At 37.1% G+C, this 24,455-nt stretch carries 21 protein-coding genes; 9 read left to right on the forward strand and 12 right to left on the reverse strand.

Going from position 1 to position 24,455, the window contains the following annotated elements; all coding sequences use genetic code 11:
• Window positions 1-5: 5 nt before the first annotated feature.
• The 4 genes from HQN83_RS11690 (at window position 6) to HQN83_RS11705 (ending at window position 6,607) form a co-directional block, all read left to right on the forward strand.
• On the forward strand, window positions 6-3,350 hold the full coding sequence (locus HQN83_RS11690; protein ID WP_246254464.1) for a SusC/RagA family TonB-linked outer membrane protein: 3,345 nt from the start codon (window positions 6-8) through the stop codon (window positions 3,348-3,350).
• A gap of 20 nt (window positions 3,351-3,370) precedes the next feature.
• Entirely contained in the window at window positions 3,371-4,966 is a 1,596-nt protein-coding gene (locus HQN83_RS11695; RefSeq protein WP_173090511.1) for a SusD/RagB family nutrient-binding outer membrane lipoprotein, read from the forward strand.
• A 204-nt stretch (window positions 4,967-5,170) separates the two neighbouring features.
• Window positions 5,171-6,061 (forward strand): pirin family protein, encoded by an 891-nt coding sequence (locus HQN83_RS11700; RefSeq protein WP_173090512.1) that lies wholly within the window; start codon window positions 5,171-5,173, stop codon window positions 6,059-6,061.
• A gap of 9 nt (window positions 6,062-6,070) precedes the next feature.
• Window positions 6,071-6,607 (forward strand): NADPH-dependent FMN reductase, encoded by a 537-nt coding sequence (locus HQN83_RS11705; RefSeq protein ID WP_173090513.1) that lies wholly within the window; start codon window positions 6,071-6,073, stop codon window positions 6,605-6,607.
• Here the strand turns inward: HQN83_RS11705 and HQN83_RS11710 are convergent.
• The 6 genes from HQN83_RS11710 to HQN83_RS11735 form a co-directional block, all read right to left on the reverse strand.
• Window positions 6,602-7,480: a sterol desaturase family protein gene (locus HQN83_RS11710; protein ID WP_173090514.1), complete on the reverse strand. Its 879-nt coding sequence runs from the start codon at window positions 7,478-7,480 to the stop codon at window positions 6,602-6,604. The genes HQN83_RS11705 and HQN83_RS11710 overlap by 6 nt on opposite strands.
• A 21-nt stretch (window positions 7,481-7,501) precedes the next feature.
• A complete protein-coding gene (locus tag HQN83_RS11715) occupies window positions 7,502-8,299 on the reverse strand; it encodes a DUF4249 domain-containing protein (RefSeq protein WP_173090515.1) in 798 nt (265 codons plus the stop codon).
• Window positions 8,300-8,302: 3 nt separating this feature from the next.
• The gene (locus HQN83_RS11720) at window positions 8,303-10,945 is read right to left on the reverse strand and encodes a TonB-dependent receptor (protein ID WP_173090516.1); all 2,643 of its coding nucleotides are present in this window, start codon (window positions 10,943-10,945) and stop codon (window positions 8,303-8,305) included.
• Window positions 10,946-11,143: 198 nt separating this feature from the next.
• Window positions 11,144-12,136: a FecR family protein gene (locus HQN83_RS11725; protein ID WP_173090517.1), complete on the reverse strand. Its 993-nt coding sequence runs from the start codon at window positions 12,134-12,136 to the stop codon at window positions 11,144-11,146.
• A gap of 75 nt (window positions 12,137-12,211) precedes the next feature.
• Entirely contained in the window at window positions 12,212-12,820 is a 609-nt protein-coding gene (locus tag HQN83_RS11730) for an RNA polymerase sigma factor (protein ID WP_173090518.1), read from the reverse strand.
• A gap of 78 nt (window positions 12,821-12,898) precedes the next feature.
• A complete protein-coding gene (locus tag HQN83_RS11735) occupies window positions 12,899-14,020 on the reverse strand; it encodes a metallophosphoesterase family protein (RefSeq protein ID WP_173090519.1) in 1,122 nt (373 codons plus the stop codon).
• Between the two features lie 190 nt (window positions 14,021-14,210).
• Here HQN83_RS11735 and HQN83_RS11740 point away from each other — a divergent pair, with 190 nt between their 5' ends.
• From HQN83_RS11740 to HQN83_RS11755, 4 genes are all read left to right on the forward strand, one after another.
• Entirely contained in the window at window positions 14,211-14,444 is a 234-nt protein-coding gene (locus HQN83_RS11740; protein WP_173090520.1) for a hypothetical protein, read from the forward strand.
• Between the two features lie 32 nt (window positions 14,445-14,476).
• On the forward strand, window positions 14,477-15,181 hold the full coding sequence (locus HQN83_RS11745) for a helix-turn-helix transcriptional regulator (RefSeq protein WP_173090521.1): 705 nt from the start codon (window positions 14,477-14,479) through the stop codon (window positions 15,179-15,181).
• A gap of 61 nt (window positions 15,182-15,242) precedes the next feature.
• A complete protein-coding gene (locus tag HQN83_RS11750; RefSeq protein ID WP_173090522.1) occupies window positions 15,243-15,701 on the forward strand; it encodes a GyrI-like domain-containing protein in 459 nt (152 codons plus the stop codon).
• Between the two features lie 91 nt (window positions 15,702-15,792).
• Window positions 15,793-17,832: a M13 family metallopeptidase gene (locus HQN83_RS11755; RefSeq protein ID WP_173090523.1), complete on the forward strand. Its 2,040-nt coding sequence runs from the start codon at window positions 15,793-15,795 to the stop codon at window positions 17,830-17,832.
• 104 nt (window positions 17,833-17,936) lie between these two features.
• On the opposite strand, the gene HQN83_RS11760 is transcribed toward HQN83_RS11755, so the two are convergent.
• The 4 genes from HQN83_RS11760 to recJ form a co-directional block, all read right to left on the reverse strand.
• Window positions 17,937-18,365 (reverse strand): CBS domain-containing protein, encoded by a 429-nt coding sequence (locus HQN83_RS11760; protein ID WP_173090524.1) that lies wholly within the window; start codon window positions 18,363-18,365, stop codon window positions 17,937-17,939.
• Window positions 18,366-18,436: 71 nt separating this feature from the next.
• The gene (locus tag HQN83_RS11765; RefSeq protein ID WP_173090525.1) at window positions 18,437-19,948 is read right to left on the reverse strand and encodes a GH3 auxin-responsive promoter family protein; all 1,512 of its coding nucleotides are present in this window, start codon (window positions 19,946-19,948) and stop codon (window positions 18,437-18,439) included.
• 20 nt (window positions 19,949-19,968) lie between these two features.
• Window positions 19,969-20,703, reverse strand: a complete 735-nt coding sequence (gene lptB / locus HQN83_RS11770; RefSeq protein ID WP_173090526.1) for an LPS export ABC transporter ATP-binding protein — start codon at window positions 20,701-20,703, stop codon at window positions 19,969-19,971.
• A 9-nt stretch (window positions 20,704-20,712) separates the two neighbouring features.
• Window positions 20,713-22,416: a single-stranded-DNA-specific exonuclease RecJ gene (gene recJ, locus HQN83_RS11775; RefSeq protein WP_173090527.1), complete on the reverse strand. Its 1,704-nt coding sequence runs from the start codon at window positions 22,414-22,416 to the stop codon at window positions 20,713-20,715.
• Window positions 22,417-22,563: 147 nt separating this feature from the next.
• On the opposite strand from recJ, the gene HQN83_RS11780 reads away from it, so the two are divergent.
• Window positions 22,564-23,331: an MBL fold metallo-hydrolase gene (locus HQN83_RS11780; protein ID WP_173090528.1), complete on the forward strand. Its 768-nt coding sequence runs from the start codon at window positions 22,564-22,566 to the stop codon at window positions 23,329-23,331.
• Here the strand turns inward: HQN83_RS11780 and HQN83_RS11785 are convergent.
• Both HQN83_RS11785 and HQN83_RS11790 read right to left on the reverse strand, forming a co-directional pair.
• Window positions 23,328-23,732, reverse strand: coding sequence for a response regulator (locus HQN83_RS11785; protein WP_173090529.1), 405 nt, complete (start codon window positions 23,730-23,732; stop codon window positions 23,328-23,330). The two genes, HQN83_RS11780 and HQN83_RS11785, sit on opposite strands and share 4 nt — an antisense overlap.
• Before the next feature lie 124 nt (window positions 23,733-23,856).
• Complete coding sequence (locus HQN83_RS11790) at window positions 23,857-24,450, reverse strand: YceI family protein (protein WP_173090530.1); 594 nt, start codon at window positions 24,448-24,450, stop codon at window positions 23,857-23,859.
• Window positions 24,451-24,455 lie beyond the last annotated feature (5 nt).

The raw sequence follows: 24,455 nt of genomic DNA on the forward strand, positions 1-24,455 counted from the left end.
AAAATATGATTAATTATTACTTACTGCAAGTGCGTCCTCATGCAAGGATGTTCTTAAAATTCATTATTTTAATGAAACTAATCTGTATTATAATTTTTATCACATGTCTCAATGTCTCGGCATCTGTCTTTTCGCAGCAAAAGATATCGTTAGATGTTACAAAGGCGAAGCTGGGCAAGGTTTTGAAAATTATTGAAGAGCAAAGTGATTATCATTTTGTGTACAGTTCGTCAAATGTTCCTATAAACAAGGATATCACATTGTCGGTAAAAAACACTTTAGTTACAGATGTTTTAGCTGTAATATTTAACAACACCAATTTAAATTATTCTGTTTCCGGAGCAGGGCTGATTGTAATCAGCCGAAAAAAGGACGTGAGAGTCAGTGGTATTGTCAAGGACTCGAATGGTGGGCCTTTGCCGGGGGCTACTGTTAGAATTAAAGGAACGGGAGCGGGGACTTCAACGGATATAAGTGGTAAGTTTTCAATAGCCGCACCTCCGAATGCAGTTTTAGTAGTTTCATTTGCAGGGTTTCAAACAAAGGAAATACCTGTTGACGGCAAAGCAGATTTACAAATTGTATTAACTGAAGATACCAAGTTGTTAAACGAGGTTGTCGTAACAGCTTTAGGTATTAAAAAGGAACGTAGGGCGCTGGGATATTCTGTTTCTCAGGTTCAGGGCGAATCGTTAACTCAAGCCAGAGAAAACAATGTAGCCAATGCCTTAGTTGGTAAAGTTGCAGGTTTAGATATTAGTTCAACCTCGGGTGGCGCGGGTTCGGCTACAAGTGTTACCATTCGTGGTGTATCCAGTCTTAGCCAAAGTAATCAGCCATTATATGTAATTAATGGTGTGCCAATGGAAAATAAGCCAACTGGTTTAAATAATATAAATCCAAATGGAAACTCAGGTAGTCAGTATGATAATGCCCCGGATCTTGGAGATGCTATTGGTAATTTAAATCCTGATGATATTGAAAGTATTTCAGTGTTAAAGGGGGCTGCGGCATCGGCACTTTATGGTTCACGAGCTAAAGCAGGTGTTATTCTCATCACAACAAAAAGTGGTAAAGGGAACAGCGTTGACTTTAACAGCAATTATGTTGTAGAACAGGTAATGAACCGAACCGATTGGCAGTATGTTTATGGGCAAGGGGCTAACGGAACAAAACCTTTAGATAAAGCTGGCGCTGCACAAGTTGGCGGTTCAAGTTGGGGTGCAAAATTGGATGGAACTAGCGTGGTTCAGTTTGATGGTGTTTCGAGACCATATTCAGCTCAGCGCAATAATGTAAAGGACTTTTATAGCAACGGTGGTACGTGGTCGAATACGCTTGCTTTGAACAAAACATTTGAAGGTGGAGCAATTCGTTTTTCTGCCAATGATGTGCATAATAATTCAGTTGTTCCGAATTCGGGTTTAAACAGGCAATCGTTTAATCTGGTAGGTACATTTGAACCAATTAAACGTTTAAATATTGATGCACGTTCTAATTATATTTTAGAGCAGGCGAAAAACAGACCAATGGTGTCTGACGGTGCCGGTAACGCCAATTACAATGTTGTGTTTTTGCCAACCAGCGTTAGCGTAAATAGCCTTAAGCCAGGGAAAGATGCGGATGGAAATGAGTTGCAGTATAACACAGGAAATGCATTTGCTACCAATCCATGGTTTGCTGCAAACGAGTTTGTTAATAATACTAAACGTGAGCGGTTAATTAGCTCTTTCAATGCCCGTTATAATTTTGATAATGGCCTGTTTATTCAAGGTCGTGCAGGTCGTGATGCTTATTCGGATACTTATAAAAATGTAGTTCCATCTGGTACGGCTTATTATGAGCCGGGAAAAATTGCGGAACAGCAAACTAAGTTTGCAGACGTTAATGCTGACGTATTGCTAGGGAAGTCATTTACGGTTGCTGATGAGTTTACTGTTACCCCTAACGTTGGTGCGAGTTTTAGAAATACCAGGATAAATCAAACCACTAATAATGGGACTAATTTTGCTGTGTTTGGAGTTTATAATATCTTAAATGCTAAAAATAAATCAGTTGGGCATGTAGAAAGTGAATCGGAAACTCACTCTGTGTATGGTACTTTAGAACTTTCTTACAGGGATATACTTTATTTAACCGGTAGTGGTAGGTCGGATTGGTTCTCTACACTTGCAACTCCTGGTAAGGATAATAAACTAAGTGTTTTTTATCCTTCTGTGAGTGGTTCATTTGTGTTCTCAGAATTGTGGAAGCCTTCCTTCCTTAGCTTTGGTAAATTAAGGGCGGGTTATGCTATTGTTGGTCAAGCAACTGATCCTTATCAAACCTTGCTTACTTATGGTTTTAGAAGTGAAACATTGAACGGAAATCCTTTAGGTATCATTAATAACCTGAGTATTCCTAATCCAGGACTGAAAGCTTCTAAGGCAACTGAGCTGGAAATTGGTACCGAGTTAAGATTCTTTGGTGATCGTTTAAATTTAGATATGACCTGGTACAAAAAGAAATCTAAAGATGAGATTTCCGTTGTTACCACATCAAGTACAACCGGGTATTCCGGAGCAGTGTTAAACTCTGGGGAGATTGAAAATAAGGGTGTTGAAGCTCTGATTTCTGGAGTTGTACTAAAAAATGAAGACTTTACCTGGACTTCGTCTTTGAATGGTACTTACAATGATAATACAGTGCTTTCTTTGGCAGAAGGATTGCCCTCGCAACTTTTAGCAACTTCAAGATCCGGTGTTGGTTTTTTACAAAATATACCGGGATTGGCTGCTGCGCAGGTAATGGCTTACGATTATAAGTATGACGCCAATGGCGCCATTTTAAAGGACGCTTTGGGGGAACCCTCTCGTGGTGATTTGAAAGCCTATGGTTCAGCCTATAATAAATGGTTTGCAGGATGGAATAATGAGTTTATCTATAAAGGGGTAACTCTTTCTTTCCTTATTGATGGGAAATGGGGAGGTAAGGTGTTTTCGGCAACTGATTACTATGGATATATTTTTGGATTACATAAAAACACGCTCGTAGATCGTGAAACTCTTGGTAATAACGCCGCCAAATTCTATGAAAATACAGCTAATAATGTATCTAATAAATTTGTGCAGGATGCGAGCTTTATCAAATTCAGGCAACTGACGCTGGGTTATAATTTCCCTGCGAAAATGTTTAATAACAAAGTGAAAAGCTTAAATGTAAGTCTGGTTGGAAGGAATTTATTTATTCTGATGAAAAAAACAGACAACATCGATCCTGAATCTAGCTACAATGCTACTTTTCCGGGAATGGAGTTAGGTGGAGTGCCGCCAGTGAGAACTTTTGGCGTAAACCTAAGTGTTAAGTTTTAATTATTTAAAGATCAAGAGAAATGAAAACGAAAATATTAAACAAATATAGCCTGGTATTACTTGTTACTGTTCTGATAGGGGCAAGTTGTACAAAAGATTTTAAAGATATCAATACCAATCCTGTTGCTTATGGTCCGACTAGTTTTGACCCAAATTATACATTAACATCAGCACAGCTCACTTATACAGGAAGTATAGATTTTGCATATGATACCTGGAGGGGAAATTTAATTTACTCTGCTACAATGATGCAAGGTTTTTCTACAGTAATAAGCTATTGGGCTGGCGATAAATATCTTTTGAATGAAGGATATACTGCTGCATATTGGGGTAATGGAAGCGTAGGCGCTTATATTGAACAGGTGCGACCAATTGTTGATGTTGTTGAATATGCGAAAGGTAAACCGAAATTTAATAATGTGTACCAGGTAGCCCGAATTTGGAAAGCGCTGATTTTTGAACGTCTTACAGATTTGTATGGTGATGTCCCTTATTCAGAAGCCGGACTTGGGGTGTATACCGGTAATTTTACTCCTAAATATGATAAACAGCAAGCTATTTACATGGATTTGCTAAAAGAAGTAGAAGAAGCTTCAACCGCTTTAAATGAGACAGGAGATGCGGTAACCGGGGATGTTATTTATCATGGGAACATTGTACAATGGAAAAGATTTGCCAATACTTTGATGTTACGTTTGGCAATGAGGTTAACTAAAGTTGATGAGGCCACAGCAAAAACATATGTTCAAAAGGTTGTTGGTAAAACGATGATTGATAACAAAGACAATGCTTTCCTTGCACATGATGCAGCAGGAGCAAGGGTAACCCAAAATAGAAACAGCCAGGTATTGCTTGGTGATGGTGGACAAGAAAACTACTATGTTAAATGGTCAAAAACATTTATCGACTTTTTGAAAAACAATAATGATCCTCGTTTGGAAAAGGTTGCGGTAACTAAGCTGTATTTAGATGAAGGAAAGAAAAACCAAAATCCTGCTTATGATGCAAATCCTAATGTTCAAAAAGGAATGCCAAATGGTAAAGATTTGAGTGGGTTGGCAGGTAGAGATGTTAGACAGGATGCATCGTTTACAAGTTTTCCTGATTACTCTTCTCCAAATCCTGCGATGATAAAGCAAAATGGGGTAACTTTTATTCTAACCTACGCCGAAAGTGAATTATTGTTGGCAGAGGCAGCTCAGAGATGGGGTATTGCCGGTACAGCGGCTGATCATTATAAACTTGGCGTTAAGGCTGCAATTACTTTTTTAGATCAGTATGATGCATCGCTAGCCATTACTGAAGGTGTTGCCGAGGCTTATGTTAATTCACATCCTTACAATGCGGCTAATGGTTTAGAAATGATCAATAATCAGTATTGGGCGCATACGAATACCATGCTTGATTTTTATGAAACATGGGCTAATTGGCGTAGAAGTGGATTCCCTACATTGGTGCCGGTTGTGTATCCTGGTAATGCTACCAATGGTACTATTCCTCGTCGTTTTCCTTATCCTGTGGAGGAGGGTGCGAAAAATGGAGTTAACTATAAAGCAGCTTCAGATGCAGTACCGGGCGGAGATAAACTAACCGGTAGAGTATGGTGGGATAAGTAATAACTTATATGAAAAAATGCTCAAGAGAGATCCTGAAATAAATTCAGGATGACGAAAATAAGAAAGAGGGTGGTCATAATTTATGATGCACCCTCTTCTGATTTTATTGAAAAATCTTGTAATAGTAAGCGAATTCATGTAAATTCACGAAGCATTACTTCAAACCCAACTGTTAATTCTAACAGTTAAAATCTTATAAATAACATGTCAAATATTCACTTGATTATCGAAGAAAGACCAAGTAACATTGGTAATTTTATGGTAGGCAGACTCTTGCCCTTTCGTGAAAAAAGAATGGTGGGGCCGTTTGCTTTTGTAGATCACATGGGGCCAACATGTTTAAGTGATCATGAGAATCTGGATGTTCCTCCTCATCCCCATATTGGACTTTCTACCTTAACCTATCTTTTTGAAGGAGCAATTACACATAAAGATGGTTTGGGTAATGAAACTGAAATTCACCCAGGGCAGGTAAACTGGATGACTGCAGGGAGTGGTATTGTTCATTCTGAAAGAACTCCGGTTTATTTAAGAACTTCAAATAAAATGCTCCATGGTTTGCAGATATGGGTTGCTTTGCCAAAGGTTCTGGAGGAAATGGATCCTGAGTTTTTTCATTTTAACGAAGAGGAAATTCCACGTTGGACAGAAAATGGGATTGACTTTAAACTTATTGCCGGTAATGTATTTGGCCATTTTTCGCCTGTTCCGGTATATAGTCCGCTTTATTTTTTGGAGTTAAAAAACACTAAACAGCAGACGGTTAAGATAGGTAAGGATTTGTTTGGTGAAAGTGCATTGTATATACTTGAGGGTGGAATTGAAAGTGAGGGGCATGTTTTTGAGCCTAAACAGCTATTGGTTGCCAAGGACAGCAAGCTTTGCGAATTTGTAATGCTTGAAAATTCGACTATTTACATATTTGGTGGAGAACCTTTTCCTGAAGAACGTTTTATTTATTGGAATTTTGTAGCGTCAACCCGCGAAAGAATTGAGGAGGCAAAGGCAAAATGGGTTTCACAGTCTTTTGCCCCAGTGCCGGGAGAAACTGATTTTGTTCCATTGCCGGACCAAAGTAGAAATATTAAGAACTAAATATATAGAATGAAGATTTTAGCCTTTGCAGGAAGCAGTAGTCACCAGTCAATTAATCGTAAATTGGTTATTCATACCACCTCTTTTTTTAAGGAACATGATGTTACATTGCTGGATCTAAATGATTTTGAGATGCCGCTGTTCTCTGTAGATAGGGAAGCAAATGATGGTTATCCGGATAAGGCATATAAACTTATAGATCACATATCCGCAACAGATTTGATTGTACTTTCTTTGGCAGAGCATAACGGCAGTTATAGCACGGCTTTTAAGAATGTAATGGATTGGTGCTCACGTACGAATAGCAAGTTTTTTCAAAATAAACCAATGTTGCTAATGAGTACTTCGCCCGGAGGATTTGGAGGTGGTAATGTGATGAATGCAGCGGTAGTGAGGCTTCCTAAGCTAGGTGCTGATGTATTGGCAACCTTTTCATTGCCTTCATTTTATGAGAACTTTGATCAGGAAGCGGGGATTGTAAATCCCGCGCTTCTTGAAGTGTATCTTTCAAAAATTAATGAAGTAAAAGCTAAAATGGTTTTATAATTGCCGTTGCATTACCCGTGCTGTTTGTGTGCTGCCATCGTGGCTCCAGCCCGGAGGATAAAAGATATATTTTAATTTATCTTTAAATGTAGGGGCTTTTTTAACATCAGCATAGAGTGCAATAAACTCATGGAAAATGATATTTACAGGGCCTACATCCTCAGGTTGTGTGGTTAATCCATATTTTATTTCTTCTTCGGCTACCTCTGCCTGGAATGTTCCAAATATCCGATCCCATAGGATCAAAACCATCCCCATGTTCTTGTCAAGGTAGCGTACATTGCTGGCATGATGAACACGGTGATGAGAAGGTGTAACAAAAAGATATTCAATTATCGGATGTAGTTTTCCAACAGATTTGGTATGTACAATGTTGCCATAAATCTGAGTAACCAGATAGGCAAACAGAATATCAAAAGCATTAAATCCCATTAGTGCCAAGGGCAAATAGAAGAATACCCTGTATAGAGGTTCAAATACTGTAGACCTGAACCCAGTGGTAAGGTTAAAATGTTCTGAAGAATGATGGGTAACGTGCATTGCCCAAAAGAAACGAACATAGTGCCCAGTATAATGTAAGAACCAGTATAAAAAGTCCTGAGCCAGAATTAGCACAATCCAATAAACCAGTGTGTTGGAAATTTGAAATAAACGATAATGAACATAGAAATATTGAAGCAACATAAAGGTTCCCGCTTTTGTAAGGATATTGATAACAAAGGCGCTAGCCATCAGGTATACATTGGTAAGGGTATCACGTTTTTGATAATGTTTTTTATCGTGTACGTAACTAAAGTACATTTCAAACAAGGTAAGTAGAATGACGAAGCCAAATAGTGCTCCAACTGTTATACTTTTATCCAAATCTGTCATTTCTGGTTCTTTTCTATTAATTTACGGAATTACTATTGTTTTACGTTGAACAGTATGTGCACTAAAATATCCTATGGCTCCACCAGCAATGTTGGTTACCGGGTTAGCAGGAGCTGCTCCATCAGAAGACCCATTCGCATTGGAGAGGCTAAACATGTAAAGATAAACGGCAGCATCAATACAATGCATTTCTGCTGTTAACCGATCGCCCTTAACAATGTTCTTGCTGCGGTCTTTGGTAGTATTTTCAAATACAAGATAATCGTTCACTTCCTGTCCAGTTGTAAATTCATCATTAAATACTTTGTACTGGCGCTGAATTTTATCGTTGATATATTGCTGAAACCAGTAGTAATTTTTGATGCCCGAAATATCCTTAAATTTTACCATTGGCGTGGTCCTCAAAGTGTCATAATCAGCTGTTTTTAATGTAAAATCTAAGAAAGGTACTGGTTCCGGCATTGTACTGGAAGACGTAAAAGTTTCATTGTCAGTAGTTACGGTTAAGTGGTAGGTTTGACCTGGAGTTCCATTAATTCTGTCAGTTTCGTAAACACCTTTGCTTGTTTCCGATAACAAAATTGTGGTGCCGTTGTTTTCAATTTTTACTAATGCACCACCAACCCCGTTAAATTGATTGTCATCGCCAAAGTTCTTTGTTTTACTAACGTTTACTTTACATACTCCAGGTTCATTGGTAATTGTACCTTCAATTACATATTTTGGGGTGTTGTCTTTAAGTTTGAGGTCAATAGCATCTTCGCATGACCATAGAAATGCAATCATAGAAAAAAGTATTGTACGATATATAATCTTCATTGGTTAAAATTTAAAATTGTAAGAGATTGATGGAATAAATCTGAACAATGTAGTTCTTAAAGCTTCCGTTCTGTTTGGATCTGATTCACTATCCTGGAAAGTAATGCGGAAAGGATTTTTACGACCATAAGCATTGTATAAGCTAAAGTTTAATTCAGATGAGAACTTTTTGGTTTGCTTTAATAAGCGGGTTGCTCCTAAATCTAATCTGTGATAGCTTGGCATACGATCAGCATTGCGTTCTGAGAAATAGAAATAGCTTTGTCCAAGAAGCTTGTATTTTCCATTTGGAAAAGTAACTGCGTTACCTGTAGAATACACCCAATTAGCAGAAACAGTCCATTTCTGGCTTAGCTTATACATGCTGACAAAAGAAATATCGTGAGTTTTATCCTGACGGGCATTATACCACTCATTGTTGTTTATCCCATCAATTTTTCTTTCTGTTTTTGATAACGTGTAACCTAGCCAACCGGTTAATCTACCCGCTTTCTTTTTTAACAATAACTCAAGGCCATAGGCACGTCCTTTACCAAATAGTAACTGGGTTTCTATAGGTCTATTGGTGAATATATCTGCCCCATTGCGGTAATCAATTTGATTTTTTAGCGTCTTGTAATAAGTTTCTGCTGTGAACTCATAGGAGTTCCCAATATTCTTATAGTATCCAATCGAAACCTGGTCACTCAATTCAGGTTTAATGATGTTGGTGCTGGCTACCCATCTATCAGTGGGTGATGCTGCATTAGAATTGGAAATTAGATGCAGATTTTGAACATTTCTAACATAGGAAGCTTTTACAGATGCCGACTCATTTACCTGAAGTGCCGCTGAAAGGCGAGGTTCTAAGTTTACATAAGTTTTTACGATTTCGCCTCTTTTATAGCTGGTTGAGCCGGTTACATTACCTGAACCATCAATAGTATAATATTCGCCAGATCCTAGTATGCTGAAGGCAGAAACTCTTAGGCCATAGGTGAGGCTAAAGGCATCGCTTGCTTTCCATGTGTTGCTTGCATATACGGCATTCTCTAAAGAGAATCTATTCTGAAGTTTTTGAGAAATAAAACCCGAATTGCCAGTGGCTTGTACTTCACCCGGTTTTATGGTGTGAAATATCGAGTTGAAACCAAAGCTTACCGTGTTTTTTTCATTGGCATACCATTGCATATCTTCCTTGAAATTCCAGTCACGGATTTGAGAGAAGAGCGTAAGTGAATTTTCATCCGTATTTGATTGGATTTTGTAGTTGTAGTTACTGAAAATTACCGAGGTATTAGAGAATAACTTGTTGCTGAAAACATGATTCCAACGGAGTGTTGAAGTGGCATTACCCCAATTAATTCCTGATAGGTTATCTGATGCTAATACGTCTTTTCCAAAATAACCGGATATGTACAGCCTGTCTTTGTCTCCCAAGATGTAGTTTGCCTTGGCATTAACATCATAAAAGTAAAGCTGCGTGTTATTAATAGCGGTATCACTGGAGAGTTTTAGAAACATATCAACATATGTTCTGCGAGCGGAGATTAGAAAGGAAGATTTTTCTTTTTGAATAGGTCCTTCAACATTAATTCTGGCGGCAATTGCTCCAACACCACCATTTACACCGAACTTCTGATTGTTTCCATCATTCATTTTAACATCTAATACTGACGATAAGCCGCCTCCGTATTGGGCAGGCATTCCGCTTTTATAGAGGGTTACATTTTTTATGGCATCAGAGTTAAATGTTGAAAAGAAACCCAATAGATGAGATGCATTGTAAACAGGGGCTTCATCAAGTAAAATCATATTCTGATCCGCACTGCCACCTCTAACAAACATTCCCCCATTACCTTCTCCGGCAGTTTTAACGCCAGGTAATAACTGTAATGTTTTAATTAAATCAGGTTCGCCCATTAAAACAGGAACTTCTTTTGTTTCACTAATGGTTAGGCGTTCCATTCCCATTTGTGGATTTTGAATATTTCTTTGACTAGAGTTGCTGGTAATGGTAACAGTTTCCAGAAGGTTCTCGTCGTCTGATAATGCGATATTCAGGTTTGTGTTCTTGTTTAGTTCAATAGTGTTTTTATAAGGTTTTGAGCCAATAGCACTTACTTCAAGACTGTAGTTTCCTTGAGTTAATGTGAGTGAATAAAAGCCATACTCGTTGCTTGTTGTTGCAATACTTGTCCCGACAACTCTAATTGTGGCTGCAATTAAAGTTTCTCCGGTATTCTGTGATTTGATGGTTCCGCTAATGGTATGTTTTTCTTTGCTTTGAGTCGTATTTGCCGCCGGATCGGCTTCGACCTTTTTTGTTTTTTCAGGTGCAAGACGAATGAAGATTTCTTTATCAAGAACGCTAAATTGTAGTGGTTTGTCTGTAAAGGCAGTTGTTAATACATCTTTTAGACTCTTTTCTTTGGCATTCACGCTGATTTTTATTGTACTTAGGGCAACTTGTTCATTGTAAGTAAACTTTGTTCCACAGATAGCAGTTATTTTATCTAGTGCACTCTTCAGTTTCTCGTCTTTTAAATTTATGCTTAGCTTTTTATCAAGTGGGCCTTGGGCATGTGCGCGTGATTGCACCAATACAAGTAGTAGCAATATTACGGCAACAAAGGTTAGGAACCCAACAGGTTCAATTTTTTTCATTTGTATGTTGTTTGGTAAGTTATGACGTGGAAAATCATTTATTGTCACAGTATCATTTCAAATTATTAGTGATAAGCTGAAACAGGTTTCATAACTTTATAATTAATTATTGATTTCTTATGTCCTATAGTTCTCAAGGCTTGGACATTTTAAATTGGTTCAGATATTTGTCTGGTTCTGTTCTTCAGGATCAGACATTTATTTTAAGATCACATAATGCCCTCCATTTCTTTCCCAGGTAGTTTCCATTACCAAACACAACTTGTTTAGGGTTTGGCCAATATTATCATTCATATTTAAATTGCCGTAAAATGCTTTGTCGGCTAAATCTGTTTTTAATTGAATCTGTATACCGTATTGTAATTCAATATCTTTTATTACTTCCTGTAGTACCGCTCCTTTATATTCAAACAAGCCTAACCGTTTGTTTAAAAAAGATGCGGCACCAGGGAAGTCTACCTTTGTGAGTTTTTCATTTGCTTTATCAACAATAATTTGCTGATTTGGTAACATAATCTCACTTTGGCTCTGGTTGTTGGCCTTTAGGGCCACGGCTACCTTACCGGTAACCAGGGTTACATTTATTGTGTTGTGTTTTGGATATGCCGAAATATTAAAACTTGTTCCTAATACTGTTGTACTCACAGTACCAGTTTTAATAATGAAGGGGTGCTTAGAATCGTGTTTAACTTCAAAAAATGCTTCTCCATCAAGGCTAATTAACCTTTGGTCGCCTCTAAATTTATCTGGATAATTCAATTTGCTATTCGGACTCAACCAAACCTTTGTGCCATCGGCAAGAAGCAATTGTTTGCGTTCACCAGTTGAACTAAGAACCTGTTGCTGATGAACTGGTGTAATTATATTTAGGATGTCAGACTTAAAGAAGTATAAACCACCAAGAATAAATAGGAGGGCTGCAGCTACAGAAACAAATCTGCGAAGCCTTAGGGTCATTTTGTTAGGTGGATTTAATTTAAATTGTTTAGTCTCAAATGGTATGAAATCAGGAATAAGATCTGTATCGGGAAGTGTATGTGTGTTATCCCAGGTAGTTGACATTAGTGCCTTGATCTCGTGATCATCACTTGCACTATCTAAAAGCTTAAAAAATGCTTCCAACTCATCGGAAGTGCACTTGTTGTTCAAGTACAAATTATACAAATCCTCTAATTTTTGCTTTTCTTTCACTTTGCTTTACATAAAAGAAATGAGCTTCGCTGCTCAATCCGATTATATCTAATACAACTGTGGGAAGCAATAGGACTAGTTCGAACGAAAATAATTTGAGGCAGCAATGAGAAAACAAATTACACTGCCATTTTGGTTTACATAATTGCGAATGAAACGGGTTGCTTCTACCATATGATTTTTAACAGTATTCTTTGATATATTGAGCTTTTTGGCTATTTCATCGTGACTTAGGTCCTCGTTTCTACTTAAATTGTAGATCAGTTTCTTTTGAGGAGGTAATTTTGCAATAGCATCGTCGTAGGTTCTCAATAATTCTTTTTCCAGAAGATTGTCTTCGGTACTGTTTCTGATAGTTTCAATAAAGACAAATAACTGTTGTTGAAGTGCTTTTTCTCTTGCAACCTTTTTTAAGTGATTTAGTACATGATTCAGCGTGATTTTCTTAATATAGGCGCCAAAATTTAGTTCGGTATTAATCTGATCTCTTTTTTGCCAGACTTTAATGAATACCTCCTGAACAATCTCTTCAGAAATATCAGGTGATTTACAGAGGCTGCAAGCATAAACAAATATTTTGCTTCTGTATTGATTATAGATTTCAGCAAACGCAGTTTGATCACCATTCCTGAGCTTAGTCAGTAATTCATTGTCTTCGCGTTTATTTGATGATTCTGTCTGCATGAAAAACTATTGCGCCCAATGTTAGATAATTTTTTCTAGACTAAAAAATCATCGGATCGCTATAGTGTTTGCTTTTTGTTATCGCCCTGTCAAATCTATTGTGAATCTGTCAAATAAAGTGGCTTCTTCATTAGCATTTAAATCTGATACAGTATAATATTCTCCTTGTATGCTAAAACTGAAAGGTGTTTTTTCAATACATATTTTTAAAAAGCCATGTCTGTTATCACAATAGTTATCCAGTTGAACTTGATTGAATAATTCACTTTTTGTACTGTAATTACTATCGAAAGGATCTGCAAGCTGGTGCAATTCGTCGAAACCTCCAGCTCCTGCAACAATGAAGGGAAGCGTTTTTCCGTCTTCATATTGTTTAGTAAAGCGTTGGTAGTTATGTACGTGGCCACTAAAAATGATATCTGGTTTTACGCCTGCTTCTTCAAATGAACTTTCTAAAAATTCTATCATTGGTTTGCTTGATCCATGATTTGTATCTGCCGAATAAGGAGCATGGTGCATGCAAACGATTATCGCTTTGTCGGAACGAAACTTGGCTGCATTTTGCAACTCTTTAATAAACCAGTTTTTTTGTTCCTTAGTAATGTGGCCATATTTGGGGACGTTGGTATGAAGGCCAATTATTGTTGCCAAAGGAGACTCCATTGTCCAAAACACATGTGGCTGAACCTGGCTTTTTCTATTGCTTTCAGTGCCGAAATGAATTGTTTTAGGGCAGGTATTACAAAACGCAGTATAGAAGGCCTCGAGGCTTTCATAGTGTGAATCACAGTCTGGATTTATATCTGTGTCGTGATTTCCGGCAATGGCATAAATAGGTGCAGGATAGGCTTCGAATGGTTTTAAAAACTGTTCATCGTACTGCTCTGCTTCACCATAGTGATATACAATGTCTCCTAGATGGTATAAGAATGCTGGCTTTTCGTGTTCGTTGTTTGCATTTGAGTGTTGATCAGCCATTTTTTCGGCTACTTGTTTTTGAGTGTCAGCAGATTTTAGTCCACCGGTATCACCAACCATATGAAAAACCATTTTTCCTGGAACAGTTTCACTTAAACGGTTTCCGAGGTTTAATCGATAGGGGTAACTACCAACAGGTTCAGGCAAAGGTTGAAATTTATCAAGGTCATCAACCTGATCTGTTTTGAAAACAGCATTGTAAAGAATCTTTGTGCTGATCATAATCTTAATGTTTGGTGATTACTATAAAATTAGGGTGTCAATATTAAGTCAGCATTAAAAATTGATTATTATCAAGAATGGCAATATAGCCTTATCTGTATTGATTGTGATGAATCTATTGTTAAGGGATTGGGATGTGTTAACATAATGATAATTGCACATTAAAATGCAGTTAATCTATATTTGCGGCGTGACAACACCCTTATACGTACTTTACGAATTACTGATCAGACTTACAGAGTTAGATCCAATGATCGGCGATTTTCATGCGCATAAACAAATCGAAAATGGTGCAATTATCAGAACAAATAATGGCTCATTGAATGTTCCAAAGCATATATTGAAAAAACAATTTTCAAGTCCCTCTGAAGTAACTGAAGCTGACTTAAAACAGTTGGTGAATGAATTTAAATGGAGTACTTAATTGGATGTATATTTGATGGTTAAAATTTGTCAATGCAAAGGGAAACATCAAGACTATCCAGGATTATAGCCATACTTACCCAGCTTCAAACAAGAAGACTCTCTACTGCTACCTATCTTTCTGAGAAATTTAATGTAAGCATTAGAACTATTTACAGAGACATCAGGTGTTTGCAAGATGGTGGAATTCCAATATTTACTCAAGAAGGGAAGGGATACGCTCTTGTTGATGGGTATAGTTTGCCGCCTATCAGCTTCACAGAAAGTCAGGCAAATGCATTAATCACTGCAGAACAGCTGGTGTTGAGGAATAAAGATATTTCGTTTGTTAATGAATATTCGGATGCCGTAACAAAGATAAAATCAGTACTGAAAAGCAATACGAAGGATAATGTAAATCTACTTTCAGAAAGAATTGCGATACGAAATAACATTGAAAGTGACCGTTCAAGTAACAATTTGTCTTCAATTCAACTTGCGCTCACAGGTTTTAAACTGTTAGAGATTACTTACGTTGCAGAGGATAATGCCGAAACTTCGAGAGTGTTGGAGCCATTTGCTGTATACAGTACTCAAGACAATTGGCTAATGATTGCGTTTTGCAGGCTCCGTAATGAATACAGGTCTTTCAGATTAGATAGAATAAAGTATTTGTCGGTGCTGGGACAGATATTTGAGCCTCATAAATTAACGCTGCCTGAATATTTCCAGTTGTGTAAAGAAAAATCTAACCCCTGACATACTGTTGTCAAATCGCCGCTCTACTTTTGTGCTAAGAAATCATTAAAGAAGTATTTTTATGGAAAAAGAACAGATTAAGGGCATCTCGGTTATAGGGATAACAGTTAGAACAAGTAATCAAAATGGTGAAGGGGCAAGAGATATTCCTGCGCTTTGGGGTAGATTTTATTCGGAAGATATAGCCTCAAAAATCCCTAATAAAATTGGTAACGACCTTTATGGTGTATATACAGATTATGAGGGTGATTACATGAAACCTTACACCACTCTGGTTGGTTGTAGAGTGGATTCTCTTGAAGAGATTCCTGATGGAATGAGAGGACTGACTATTAAAGGAGGTGAATATCTTAAATTAACCGCTAAAGGTAATTTAATGAATGGAGTGGTATATCAAGGTTGGGAGAGAATCTGGAATACTGACTTAAATAGATCCTATATTGCTGATTTTGAGGTGTACGGGGAAAAGGCCAAAAATCCGATGGATGCTGAAGTGGGAATTTTTGTTGGAATAAGGTAACTAAGATATTATGGGTTGGATAGAAGTTTGGTAATAATCTTTTGTTAAATTTGATTTAACACTTATATCTTATTCATAAATTCTTAGATAAATGAAAATCAAAAAATCTTTTAGTATTCCATTGACTGCCTGTTCTTTGCTGTTGATGGCATCCTGTAATAGTTCGGAGCCGAAGCAAGAACTGCATTCAGGTATCATCCTGAAAAATATGGATACTACGGTAACTCCTGGAAACAATTTTACAGCTTATGTGAATGGTACCTGGATGAAAAACACCAAAATTCCTTCGGATAAGGCGTCTTATGGAGTAGGTGCTATGGTGAATGATAAGGCACAAGAAGACGTAAAGGCGATAATTGAGAATGCTGCAAAGGGAAATCCTGCAGAAGGTTCAGATGAGCAGAAAATAGGCGATTTTTATGAGTCTTATATGAACATGAAAGTTCGTGACTCTATAGGACTAGCACCTTTAAATGTTGAGTTTAAAAAGATTGATGCGATAGCTTCAGGAAAAGATCTTGCTGCATATTTTGCATATGCTAATAAGGTAGGGTACATGATTCCCTTCAATGTAACTGTTGCTGAGGATTTGAAAGATCCAAGAAAATATATGCTTTTTACCTGGCAGGGTGGACTTGGTTTACCTGATCGTGAGTATTATTCGTTAACAGACGCAAAATCTGCTGACATCCGTACTAAGTATGTAGCACATATAGAGAAAATGCTGACTCTTGCCGGTGTTCCTGATGCGAAAGCTAAATCTGCTCAGATAATGGCTCTTGAAACGCAGATTGCTTCTAAGCAGATGAAAAAGGAAGAGACTAGAAATATGGCTGGGCTTTATAATAGCTATCCAATTAAAAATTTGAATACGCTAATGCCTGACTTTGATTGGAACACATTGCTTGTTGAGGCAGGGGTTAAGAATCATGATACTTTAATTGTTTCTCAGGTGGCATATACTAAGGATCTAAACGCCATTTTGAAAAATACTCCGCTTGATACCTGGAAGAATTACCTTAAATGGAGTGCGGTTACAAGTTCAGCAACTTCATTAAATACTGCGCTTGATCAGGAAAATTTCAATTTCTACGCTAAAACTTTAAACGGTGTTAAGGAGCAGAAGCCGCAATGGCGCAGGGCTGTTAATGTAGTTAATGACAATTTGGGAGAAGTAGTGGGGAAATTGTATGTTGAAAAGCATTTCCCACCTGCAGCTAAGGAGCGTATGTTGAAACTTGTAGGCAATTTATTGAAAGCTTATGAAGTGAGTATTAAAGAACTTGATTGGATGGGTGCTGAAACTAAAAAGCAAGCACTTGACAAAATAAGTAAGTTCACTCCAAAAATTGGATATCCTGATAAATGGAGAGACTATAGCAAACTTAAAATTGTAAAGAACGATTTGTTTGGCAATGAAAAAAGATCAACCGAATTTGAATATAATCGCACTTTTAATAAGTTAGGCAAGCCTGTTGATCGTACAGAGTGGGGCATGACACCACAAACGGTTAATGCCTACTATAATCCAAGTATGAACGAGATTGTGTTCCCTGCTGCTATACTTCAACCGCCATTTTTTGATATGACGGCTGATGATGCTGTAAATTATGGTGGTATTGGTGCTGTAATTGGCCATGAAATAGGTCATGGTTTTGATGATCAGGGCAGTACTTTTGATGGCACAGGTGCTATGCGTAACTGGTGGACAGCCAAAGATCAAAGTGAATTTAAAAAGAGAACGAATGCTTTAAAGGCCCAATACAGTGAGTTTAAGGTTTTTCCTGACCTTAATGTAAATGGTGATTTTACTCTTGGGGAAAATATTGGTGACCTTGGTGGATTGAGCATTGCATTAAAGGCTTATAAAGCAAGCTTAAATGGTAAGCCTGCACCCGTTATGGATGGATTTACCGGTGAGCAAAGGGTGTTACTTGGATGGGCCCAGGTGTGGTTAAATAAATCTACAGACGAGGCATTGAGAAATCAAGTAAGTACAGACCCTCATTCGCCTGCTAAGTTTAGGGTTAATGGTGTGGTTAGAAACATACCTGAGTTTTATACTGCCTTTAAGGTAAAACCAACAGATTCTTTGTATTTAGCTCCAGAGAAAAGAGTTAAGATCTGGTAGGTATTTAATCCAGACTGACAAAATAAGAAAAGGTCGTATCACGTTAATGATACGACCTTTTCATTGTAATTGAGTTGCTGTTAATGTTAGATTAATAAAGTTCTTTAACTACTGATATAACTCTCTAGTTGAGATATAGTTTGTTTCTGGTCAGCAATGATGAATTTAACAACATCACCAATAGAAACCATCCCGAGTACCTGGCTGTCCAGCATTACCGGTAGATGTCTGATATGTTTGTCTGTCATGATCTGCATGCATAGGTCTATACTATCGGTAGGTAGTACTGTGATTGGATGAGCAGTCATAACCTCCCCAATTGGAGTTCCTGCAGATGATTTTCCATAGAGGATGATCTTGCGGGCATAATCTCTTTCTGTAAATATACCTTGTAATTTTTGACCTTCAAGAATAAGCAATGCACTTACATTCTTTTCCATCATCAATTGAAGCGCCTCTAAAACAGATGAATTTTCTGTAACTGAGAAAATTTGTACAGGTTTCGTATTAAGTATTTGTTGTACTGTTTTCATAAGCGATTAAGAATTAGCTATTTAAATTTAACTAAAAAAAACTAAACCACCATTATCTTGTACAAAAAAAATTATTTCATCAGAGGCAATATTTCTTCTACGTATTTTCTGTCGTTTGCTAATCTTGGAACCTTATGTTGTCCTCCAAGTTTGCCTTTCGATTTAAGCCAGTTGTAGAAAGTATTGTTGGGTGCATTATGTACTGTTGGGCGTCGCAATGCCATATCTTTAAACCTTTTGGCATCATAATCAGAATTAACCTCCCTTAAAGTTTGGTCCAAAACATCTACAAAATGTTCAAAATCATTAGGCTGTTGATCAAATTCAATGATCCATTCATGACCTCCTACTTCTTCTCCTTTAAAGTAAATAGGGCAGGCGGTATAGTCTTTAAAAACTGCTCCTGTGGCATCGCAGGCTTTGCATATTGCTTGCTCAGCATTGTCGATAATAACCTCTTCACCAAAGGCATTTATGAAATGTTTTGTTCTTCCTGTTATTTTTATTCTGTATGGGGATAGGCTTGTAAATTGAACAGTATCTCCAATCATGTATCGCCAAAGACCGCCATTTGTAGAAATAATAATAGCGTAGTTTTTATTTAGCTCTACCTGTTCAAGTGTTAATGTATCTGGATTTTCATCATCTAGCTTTTCGATTGGCAAAAACTCATAGTAAATACCATAATCAAGCATCAGTAAAAGTTCGTCGGAATTCACTTCATCCTGGATGCCAAAAAAACCTTCAGAAGCATTATAGGTTTCCAGATAATACATATAATCACAAGGAATCAGTTCTTTGAACTGCTCTCTGTAGGGTTTGAAATTTACGGCACCATGAATGTAAAGCTCCAGGTTTGGCCAAACCTCCAATAAATTAGATTTGCCGGTAATTTCTAAAACCTTTTTAGCTAAAACTATTGTCCATGTTGGCACTCCTGCAATGTTTGTTACGTTTTCTTTAATGGTGGCCATAGCCATTTTCTCCATTTTCTCTTCGTAATTATCCATTAAAGCAATGGAGATATTTGGTGTGCGGTAATATTCTGCCCACATTGGCAGGTTTTTAATCAGTACTGCCGAAAGATCTCCGTAGAAAGAGTCTTCGTTAAGCTGATTTATTTGATGGCTTCCACCTAAAACAAGCCCTTTCCCCGTTAAGATCTGGTTTTCGGGTCTGTTATTGCAAAATATGGAAAGTAGGTCTTTACCTCCTTTAAAATGGCATTCTTGTAGAGATTCCTCTGATACCGGAATAAACTTACTTCTGTCGCTAGTAGTACCTGATGATTTGGCAAACCATTTAATTTCCGAAGGCCAGAGAATGTTTTGTTCTCCTTTAAGCATCCTTTCTATATATGGCTTTAAAGTGTCGTAATTCTGTATAGGAACACGCTCTTTGAATTGTCTCGGGGTTTCAATAGTACGGTAATCATATTTTTCTCCCCATTCAGTATCTTCAGCACTTGAGATTAGTTTGTGGAACCATTCCTCTTGTACATCATGTGGGTACTTCATAAAAAGCTCTATCTGGTGAACGCGCTTTTTCATATACCAGGTAAAAATTGAATTTACAATTGCCATGCTTTTGTTTAAGTAGTGAATTATAAGTTTTTACTTCGTAATACGAAATTGGAGCCTAAATATACTCTTCTTACCATTTCATTGGCAGCAAGTACTTCCGGGGTACCAGATTCAAGAATCTTTCCTTCAAACAGTAAGTATGCTCTGTCAGTGATCGATAAAGTTTCTTGTACATTATGGTCGGTAATTAGAATGCCGATATTTTTTTGTTTTAGTTTAGCTACGATAGATTGAATTTCTTCAACGGCAATTGGATCTACTCCTGCAAATGGTTCATCTAATAAAATGAAGTTTGGACTAGCTGCAAGCGCTCTGGCAATTTCAGTCCTTCTACGTTCTCCTCCTGAAAGCAGGTCGCCACGGTTCTTGCGTACCTTGTGTAAGCTAAACTCGTTAATCAACTCTTCCAGTTGTTCATGGCGTTCTTCTTTGCTCATTTTAGTCATCTCTAAAATGGCCATGATATTATCCTCAACAGAAAGTTTTCTGAAAACTGAAGCCTCTTGAGCCAGATATCCAATACCTTTTTGAGCTCTTCGGTACATCGGATCACTAGTAATGTCCTCGTCGTCTAAATATATTGTTCCTTCATTTGGTTTTATTAAACCTACAATCATATAGAAGGATGTTGTTTTTCCAGCCCCATTAGGGCCTAATAAACCAACAATTTCACCTTGGCTAACACTAAATGAAACATCATTAACAACAGTACGTTGTTTATATTTTTTTATCAGATTTTCAGCTCTTAATATCATCTAAGTTTATTAGTTATCAATTTCTATCGCTTTAATGTTTAGTTGCAAGCGCCGTTGATCTTTCCATATATTTTCTTCTACTGTATAACATACAGAGAAGGGGCGGTTTGGTTGCAGCAGCGACTCGTACTCTGCTAACCCAAATCCAATGCTTTCAAAAATAGTGGAATTTTGTTGTTTTAAATTTAATTTTAAATGTTTTATACCTACAACGTAAGGTTTTCCTGTAATATATACGTTATGTGAAACAAAAACAGGAGCCATATTCAGTGGACCAAATGGAGCCATTTGTGCTACAATTCGTTGAAATTTACCGTCTATTTGTCTGAAATTGATCTCTGTATCTATATTAATTTCAGGACTTAACAAGTCATCTGTAATGGTTGATGCTACTATCTTTTCAAAACGATCAGAAAACAGGTTAATGTTTTCAGGCTTTATTGTTAGTCCGGCAGCAAATTTATGTCCCCCAAACTGAACCAATAGATCTTCACAACCAAGCAGTGCCTCATACAAATCGAATCCTGCAACGGATCGGGCAGAGCCGGTAAGTAATCCATTAGAAGCTGTCAGTACAACTGTTGGGCGATAGTATTTCTCAATTAGTCTTGAAGCAACAATACCAATTACACCCTTATTCCAATTTTCATGATATACTACTGTTGTCCTTTTATTTACTAGAATTTCACATTCTTCAATCAAGGCAAGCGCCTCGGCAGTAATGTTCTGATCAGAGGTTTTGCGCTCCGTGTTTTGAAGATTGATGAATAAACTCTGCTCCTGAGCAAGTGAATTTTCAGTGCATAGCAGCATTTTAACAGCCTCTGATGCATGATCCATTCTTCCCGCAGCATTAATACGGGGGGCTAATGTGAAAACTACATCTGTCAGCGTGTAGTCCTTATTCTTGCCCGAAATTTCCATTAATGCCTTTAATCCAATGCACGGCTTTGTGTTTAATTTGATTAACCCATGGTATGCGAGGATTCTGTTTTCATCAATTACAGGGACAATGTCTGCCGCGATACTAACCATTACGAGGTCAATATATTGCTCATATCTTTCTGCAGGTAGTTGATGTGTTAGGCAATAAGCCTGCGCTAATTTAAAGCCAATTCCACAACCAGCTAATTCTTTAAAGGGATAGGGGCAGTCATTGCGTTTTGGATCTAGTATTGCAATTGCTGCTGGTAGTTCTTCACCAGGCAAATGATGATCACAAATAATGAAATCTATACTTAAGGTATTTGCATAAGCAATTTTGTCATTAGACTTTATTCCACAGTCAAGAGCGATGATTAAAGTAAAACCATGTTTTGCTGCATAATCAATCCCTGCCGTCGAAATGCCATAACCTTCCTTATGTCTGTCAGGAATATAATATTCAATATCAGATGTAAATTGACTAAAGAAACTAAATGCAAGGGCAACAGATGTTGTGCCATCTACATCGTAATCTCCATATATTAATATTTTTTCACCTTTAGCAAGAGCTGTGTCAATTCGTTCAATGGCTTTATCCATGTCCTTCATTAAAAAAGGATCATGTAAAAAAGACATCTGCGGTCTAAAAAAATCTCGTGCGATGTCAAAGGAAGAAACGCCTCTTTGAATTAATACTTGTGCTAAGCTGTTATCTATATTTAATTGTTGTGCAAGCAAATCTGTCGTTTCTGTATTGCCCTTTACGGCTTGCACCCATCTTTTTTTCATCTAATACCTGTCTTCTTTTTTTCTAGAAAGCTTGCCTGAACTTCTGTTTATTTTATTGCCAGAGTGTTAACTTCATTGAGGTTCCCTATCTTTGCAATGATATTGTGGTAAATATATCATTTAATTTTCTTACTAATAACTACGCCATTGCAAGTTTTCACTTTATACGAAGGATCTTATTCTGTTGACGCGACCAAAAAATTTATACCTTTTAATGCGGAAAAGGATAATCCTAAAGATCGCCCCGCTTCTCTTTTTATTCATGTACAGCCATTTTTGGTTAAGTTAAAAGATAGCCTTGTTTTGTTTGATACAGGTTTAGGATATAGTGATGAAGATGGTCAGCTGATTTTACATAATAACATTAGAAAAGCTGGCTTTGATCCAGATGATGTAGATATGGTTTTGATGTCTCATTTGCATTTTGACCATTCTGGTGGTATGATCCATAATAAGAAGGACGGTACTGTGGAGTTGAGCTTTCCGCATGCAACTTATGTTATTCAGCATGGAGAATGGGAAAGTGCTTTTACAAATACTTCATCATCTTATAAAACGGAAATATTTGAATTCTTACAACGTAATGCTCAGCTAAAGTTTGTTGAAAACTCAGGGCAGCTAACTGATGAGATCAGTTATGAATTAACTGGGGCGCACTGCCCATTTCATCAGGTATTTTTGTTGAGTGACGGTGTAGATAAAGTGTTTTTTGGGGGTGACGTTTTACCGGAACCAGAGGAACTGCTAAGAAGGTTTATTGCCAAGTATGACTTTGATGGAAGAAAGGCAATGGAGCTAAGAGAGGAATTTGGAAAGAAAGCTGCTGAACAAAATTGGAACTGTTTATTTTATCATGCAAAGAGTAAGGCTACAGGCCATATCACGTATACGGAAGGACAGTTTAAAATAAGCTAAGGAGTAACTAACTGTAAGAGTTCTTTAAGCCTTTCGATGGTTAATGGTTTAGAAATAAATCCATTAACAGATTTGAAAGTCTTAGCTTTTTCGATGTCATACTCGTAAACAGAAGAGGAAAGCATATATAGATAAATATCAGGCTTTAGTACGTTCAGTTTTTCATAGGCTTCAAGAAACTCCCAGCCATTTAGCACAGGCATGTTAATGTCTACCAGAATGACGTGTGGAAAAATGTCCACATTGTGGGTTATACTGGACAAATAATCTACAGCTAATTGCCCGTTGCTCTTCGAAATCATATCTACTTCGTACCCCGTTTTCTCTATCACTTTTTTTATGATAAATATATTGATGTCATCATCATCAATAACAAGCATATTGATTTTAGAGTTTGTCATAAAATTTAGTACAGAAGAGAAAATGTTAATCCCAAAAGTAAAACATTTTTAGATGTTTTAACAGATATAAATATGAATGCAAAAAAAAAGCCATTAAATGAATAATGGCTTTTTTATTTATATTTTATTTTTTAGCTACCAGTTTGATTGCCAGTTCAAAATCGTCATAGATCATTTTGTCGCCAACATCAGGGAAAATACCCTTTGATCTGAACTTAATGCCAAATTTAGTTCTGTCGACAAGAACTTTCTCAGCGGTAGCTGTTACTGTTCCATCAGCATTCCAAGCGATAGTTGCAGGGAATGTAATAGAGTTTGTAATGCCTTTAATAGTAAGGTCTCCAGTTACATTTGCAGTATTCGCTCCTGTATTAGCAATTTTTTTAATTACAAAAGCAGAGGTAGCAAATTTATCAACTCCGAAAAAGTCATCAGCTTTTAAATGCCCTTCTAACTTCTCACTTTTGTCAGCATCCTTAATTGTTGCCATGTTGATAATGAAGTTGCCACCAGCAAGTTTTTTATCATTGAAAACTAAACTTCCTGACTGAAGATCAATAGTTCCATTGTGACTGCCAGTTAGTTTTTTACCTACCCATGTTAATGATGATTTTTCAGTGTCAACTTTATAGGTGGTAGGTTTAAATACGGGCGCAATAAATGCCGAAGAGACAAATACTATTAGAAGTAATGCCAGGGAAGTGATTTTTAATTTCATTGTCT

It is taken from the genome of Pedobacter foliorum (assembly GCF_013266735.1).
Taxonomy (GTDB): Bacteria; Bacteroidota; Bacteroidia; order Sphingobacteriales; family Sphingobacteriaceae; genus Pedobacter; species Pedobacter foliorum.

Bases quoted from the DNA above. Each gene is read 5' to 3' on its own strand.
- HQN83_RS11690 (WP_246254464.1), top strand. From the start codon at position 6: ATGATTAATTATTACTTACTGCAAGTGCGTCCTCATGCAAGGATGTTC.
- HQN83_RS11695 (WP_173090511.1), top strand. From the start codon at position 3,371: ATGAAAACGAAAATATTAAACAAATATAGCCTGGTATTACTTGTTACT.
- HQN83_RS11700 (WP_173090512.1), top strand. From the start codon at position 5,171: ATGTCAAATATTCACTTGATTATCGAAGAAAGACCAAGTAACATTGGT.
- HQN83_RS11705 (WP_173090513.1), top strand. From the start codon at position 6,071: ATGAAGATTTTAGCCTTTGCAGGAAGCAGTAGTCACCAGTCAATTAAT.
- HQN83_RS11710 (WP_173090514.1), bottom strand. From the start codon at position 7,480: ATGACAGATTTGGATAAAAGTATAACAGTTGGAGCACTATTTGGCTTC.
- HQN83_RS11715 (WP_173090515.1), bottom strand. From the start codon at position 8,299: ATGAAGATTATATATCGTACAATACTTTTTTCTATGATTGCATTTCTA.
- HQN83_RS11720 (WP_173090516.1), bottom strand. From the start codon at position 10,945: ATGAAAAAAATTGAACCTGTTGGGTTCCTAACCTTTGTTGCCGTAATA.
- HQN83_RS11730 (WP_173090518.1), bottom strand. From the start codon at position 12,820: ATGCAGACAGAATCATCAAATAAACGCGAAGACAATGAATTACTGACT.
- HQN83_RS11735 (WP_173090519.1), bottom strand. From the start codon at position 14,020: ATGATCAGCACAAAGATTCTTTACAATGCTGTTTTCAAAACAGATCAG.
- HQN83_RS11745 (WP_173090521.1), top strand. From the start codon at position 14,477: ATGCAAAGGGAAACATCAAGACTATCCAGGATTATAGCCATACTTACC.
- HQN83_RS11750 (WP_173090522.1), top strand. From the start codon at position 15,243: ATGGAAAAAGAACAGATTAAGGGCATCTCGGTTATAGGGATAACAGTT.
- HQN83_RS11755 (WP_173090523.1), top strand. From the start codon at position 15,793: ATGAAAATCAAAAAATCTTTTAGTATTCCATTGACTGCCTGTTCTTTG.
- HQN83_RS11760 (WP_173090524.1), bottom strand. From the start codon at position 18,365: ATGAAAACAGTACAACAAATACTTAATACGAAACCTGTACAAATTTTC.
- HQN83_RS11765 (WP_173090525.1), bottom strand. From the start codon at position 19,948: ATGGCAATTGTAAATTCAATTTTTACCTGGTATATGAAAAAGCGCGTT.
- lptB (WP_173090526.1), bottom strand. From the start codon at position 20,703: ATGATATTAAGAGCTGAAAATCTGATAAAAAAATATAAACAACGTACT.
- recJ (WP_173090527.1), bottom strand. From the start codon at position 22,416: ATGAAAAAAAGATGGGTGCAAGCCGTAAAGGGCAATACAGAAACGACA.
- HQN83_RS11785 (WP_173090529.1), bottom strand. From the start codon at position 23,732: ATGACAAACTCTAAAATCAATATGCTTGTTATTGATGATGATGACATC.
- HQN83_RS11790 (WP_173090530.1), bottom strand. From the start codon at position 24,450: ATGAAATTAAAAATCACTTCCCTGGCATTACTTCTAATAGTATTTGTC.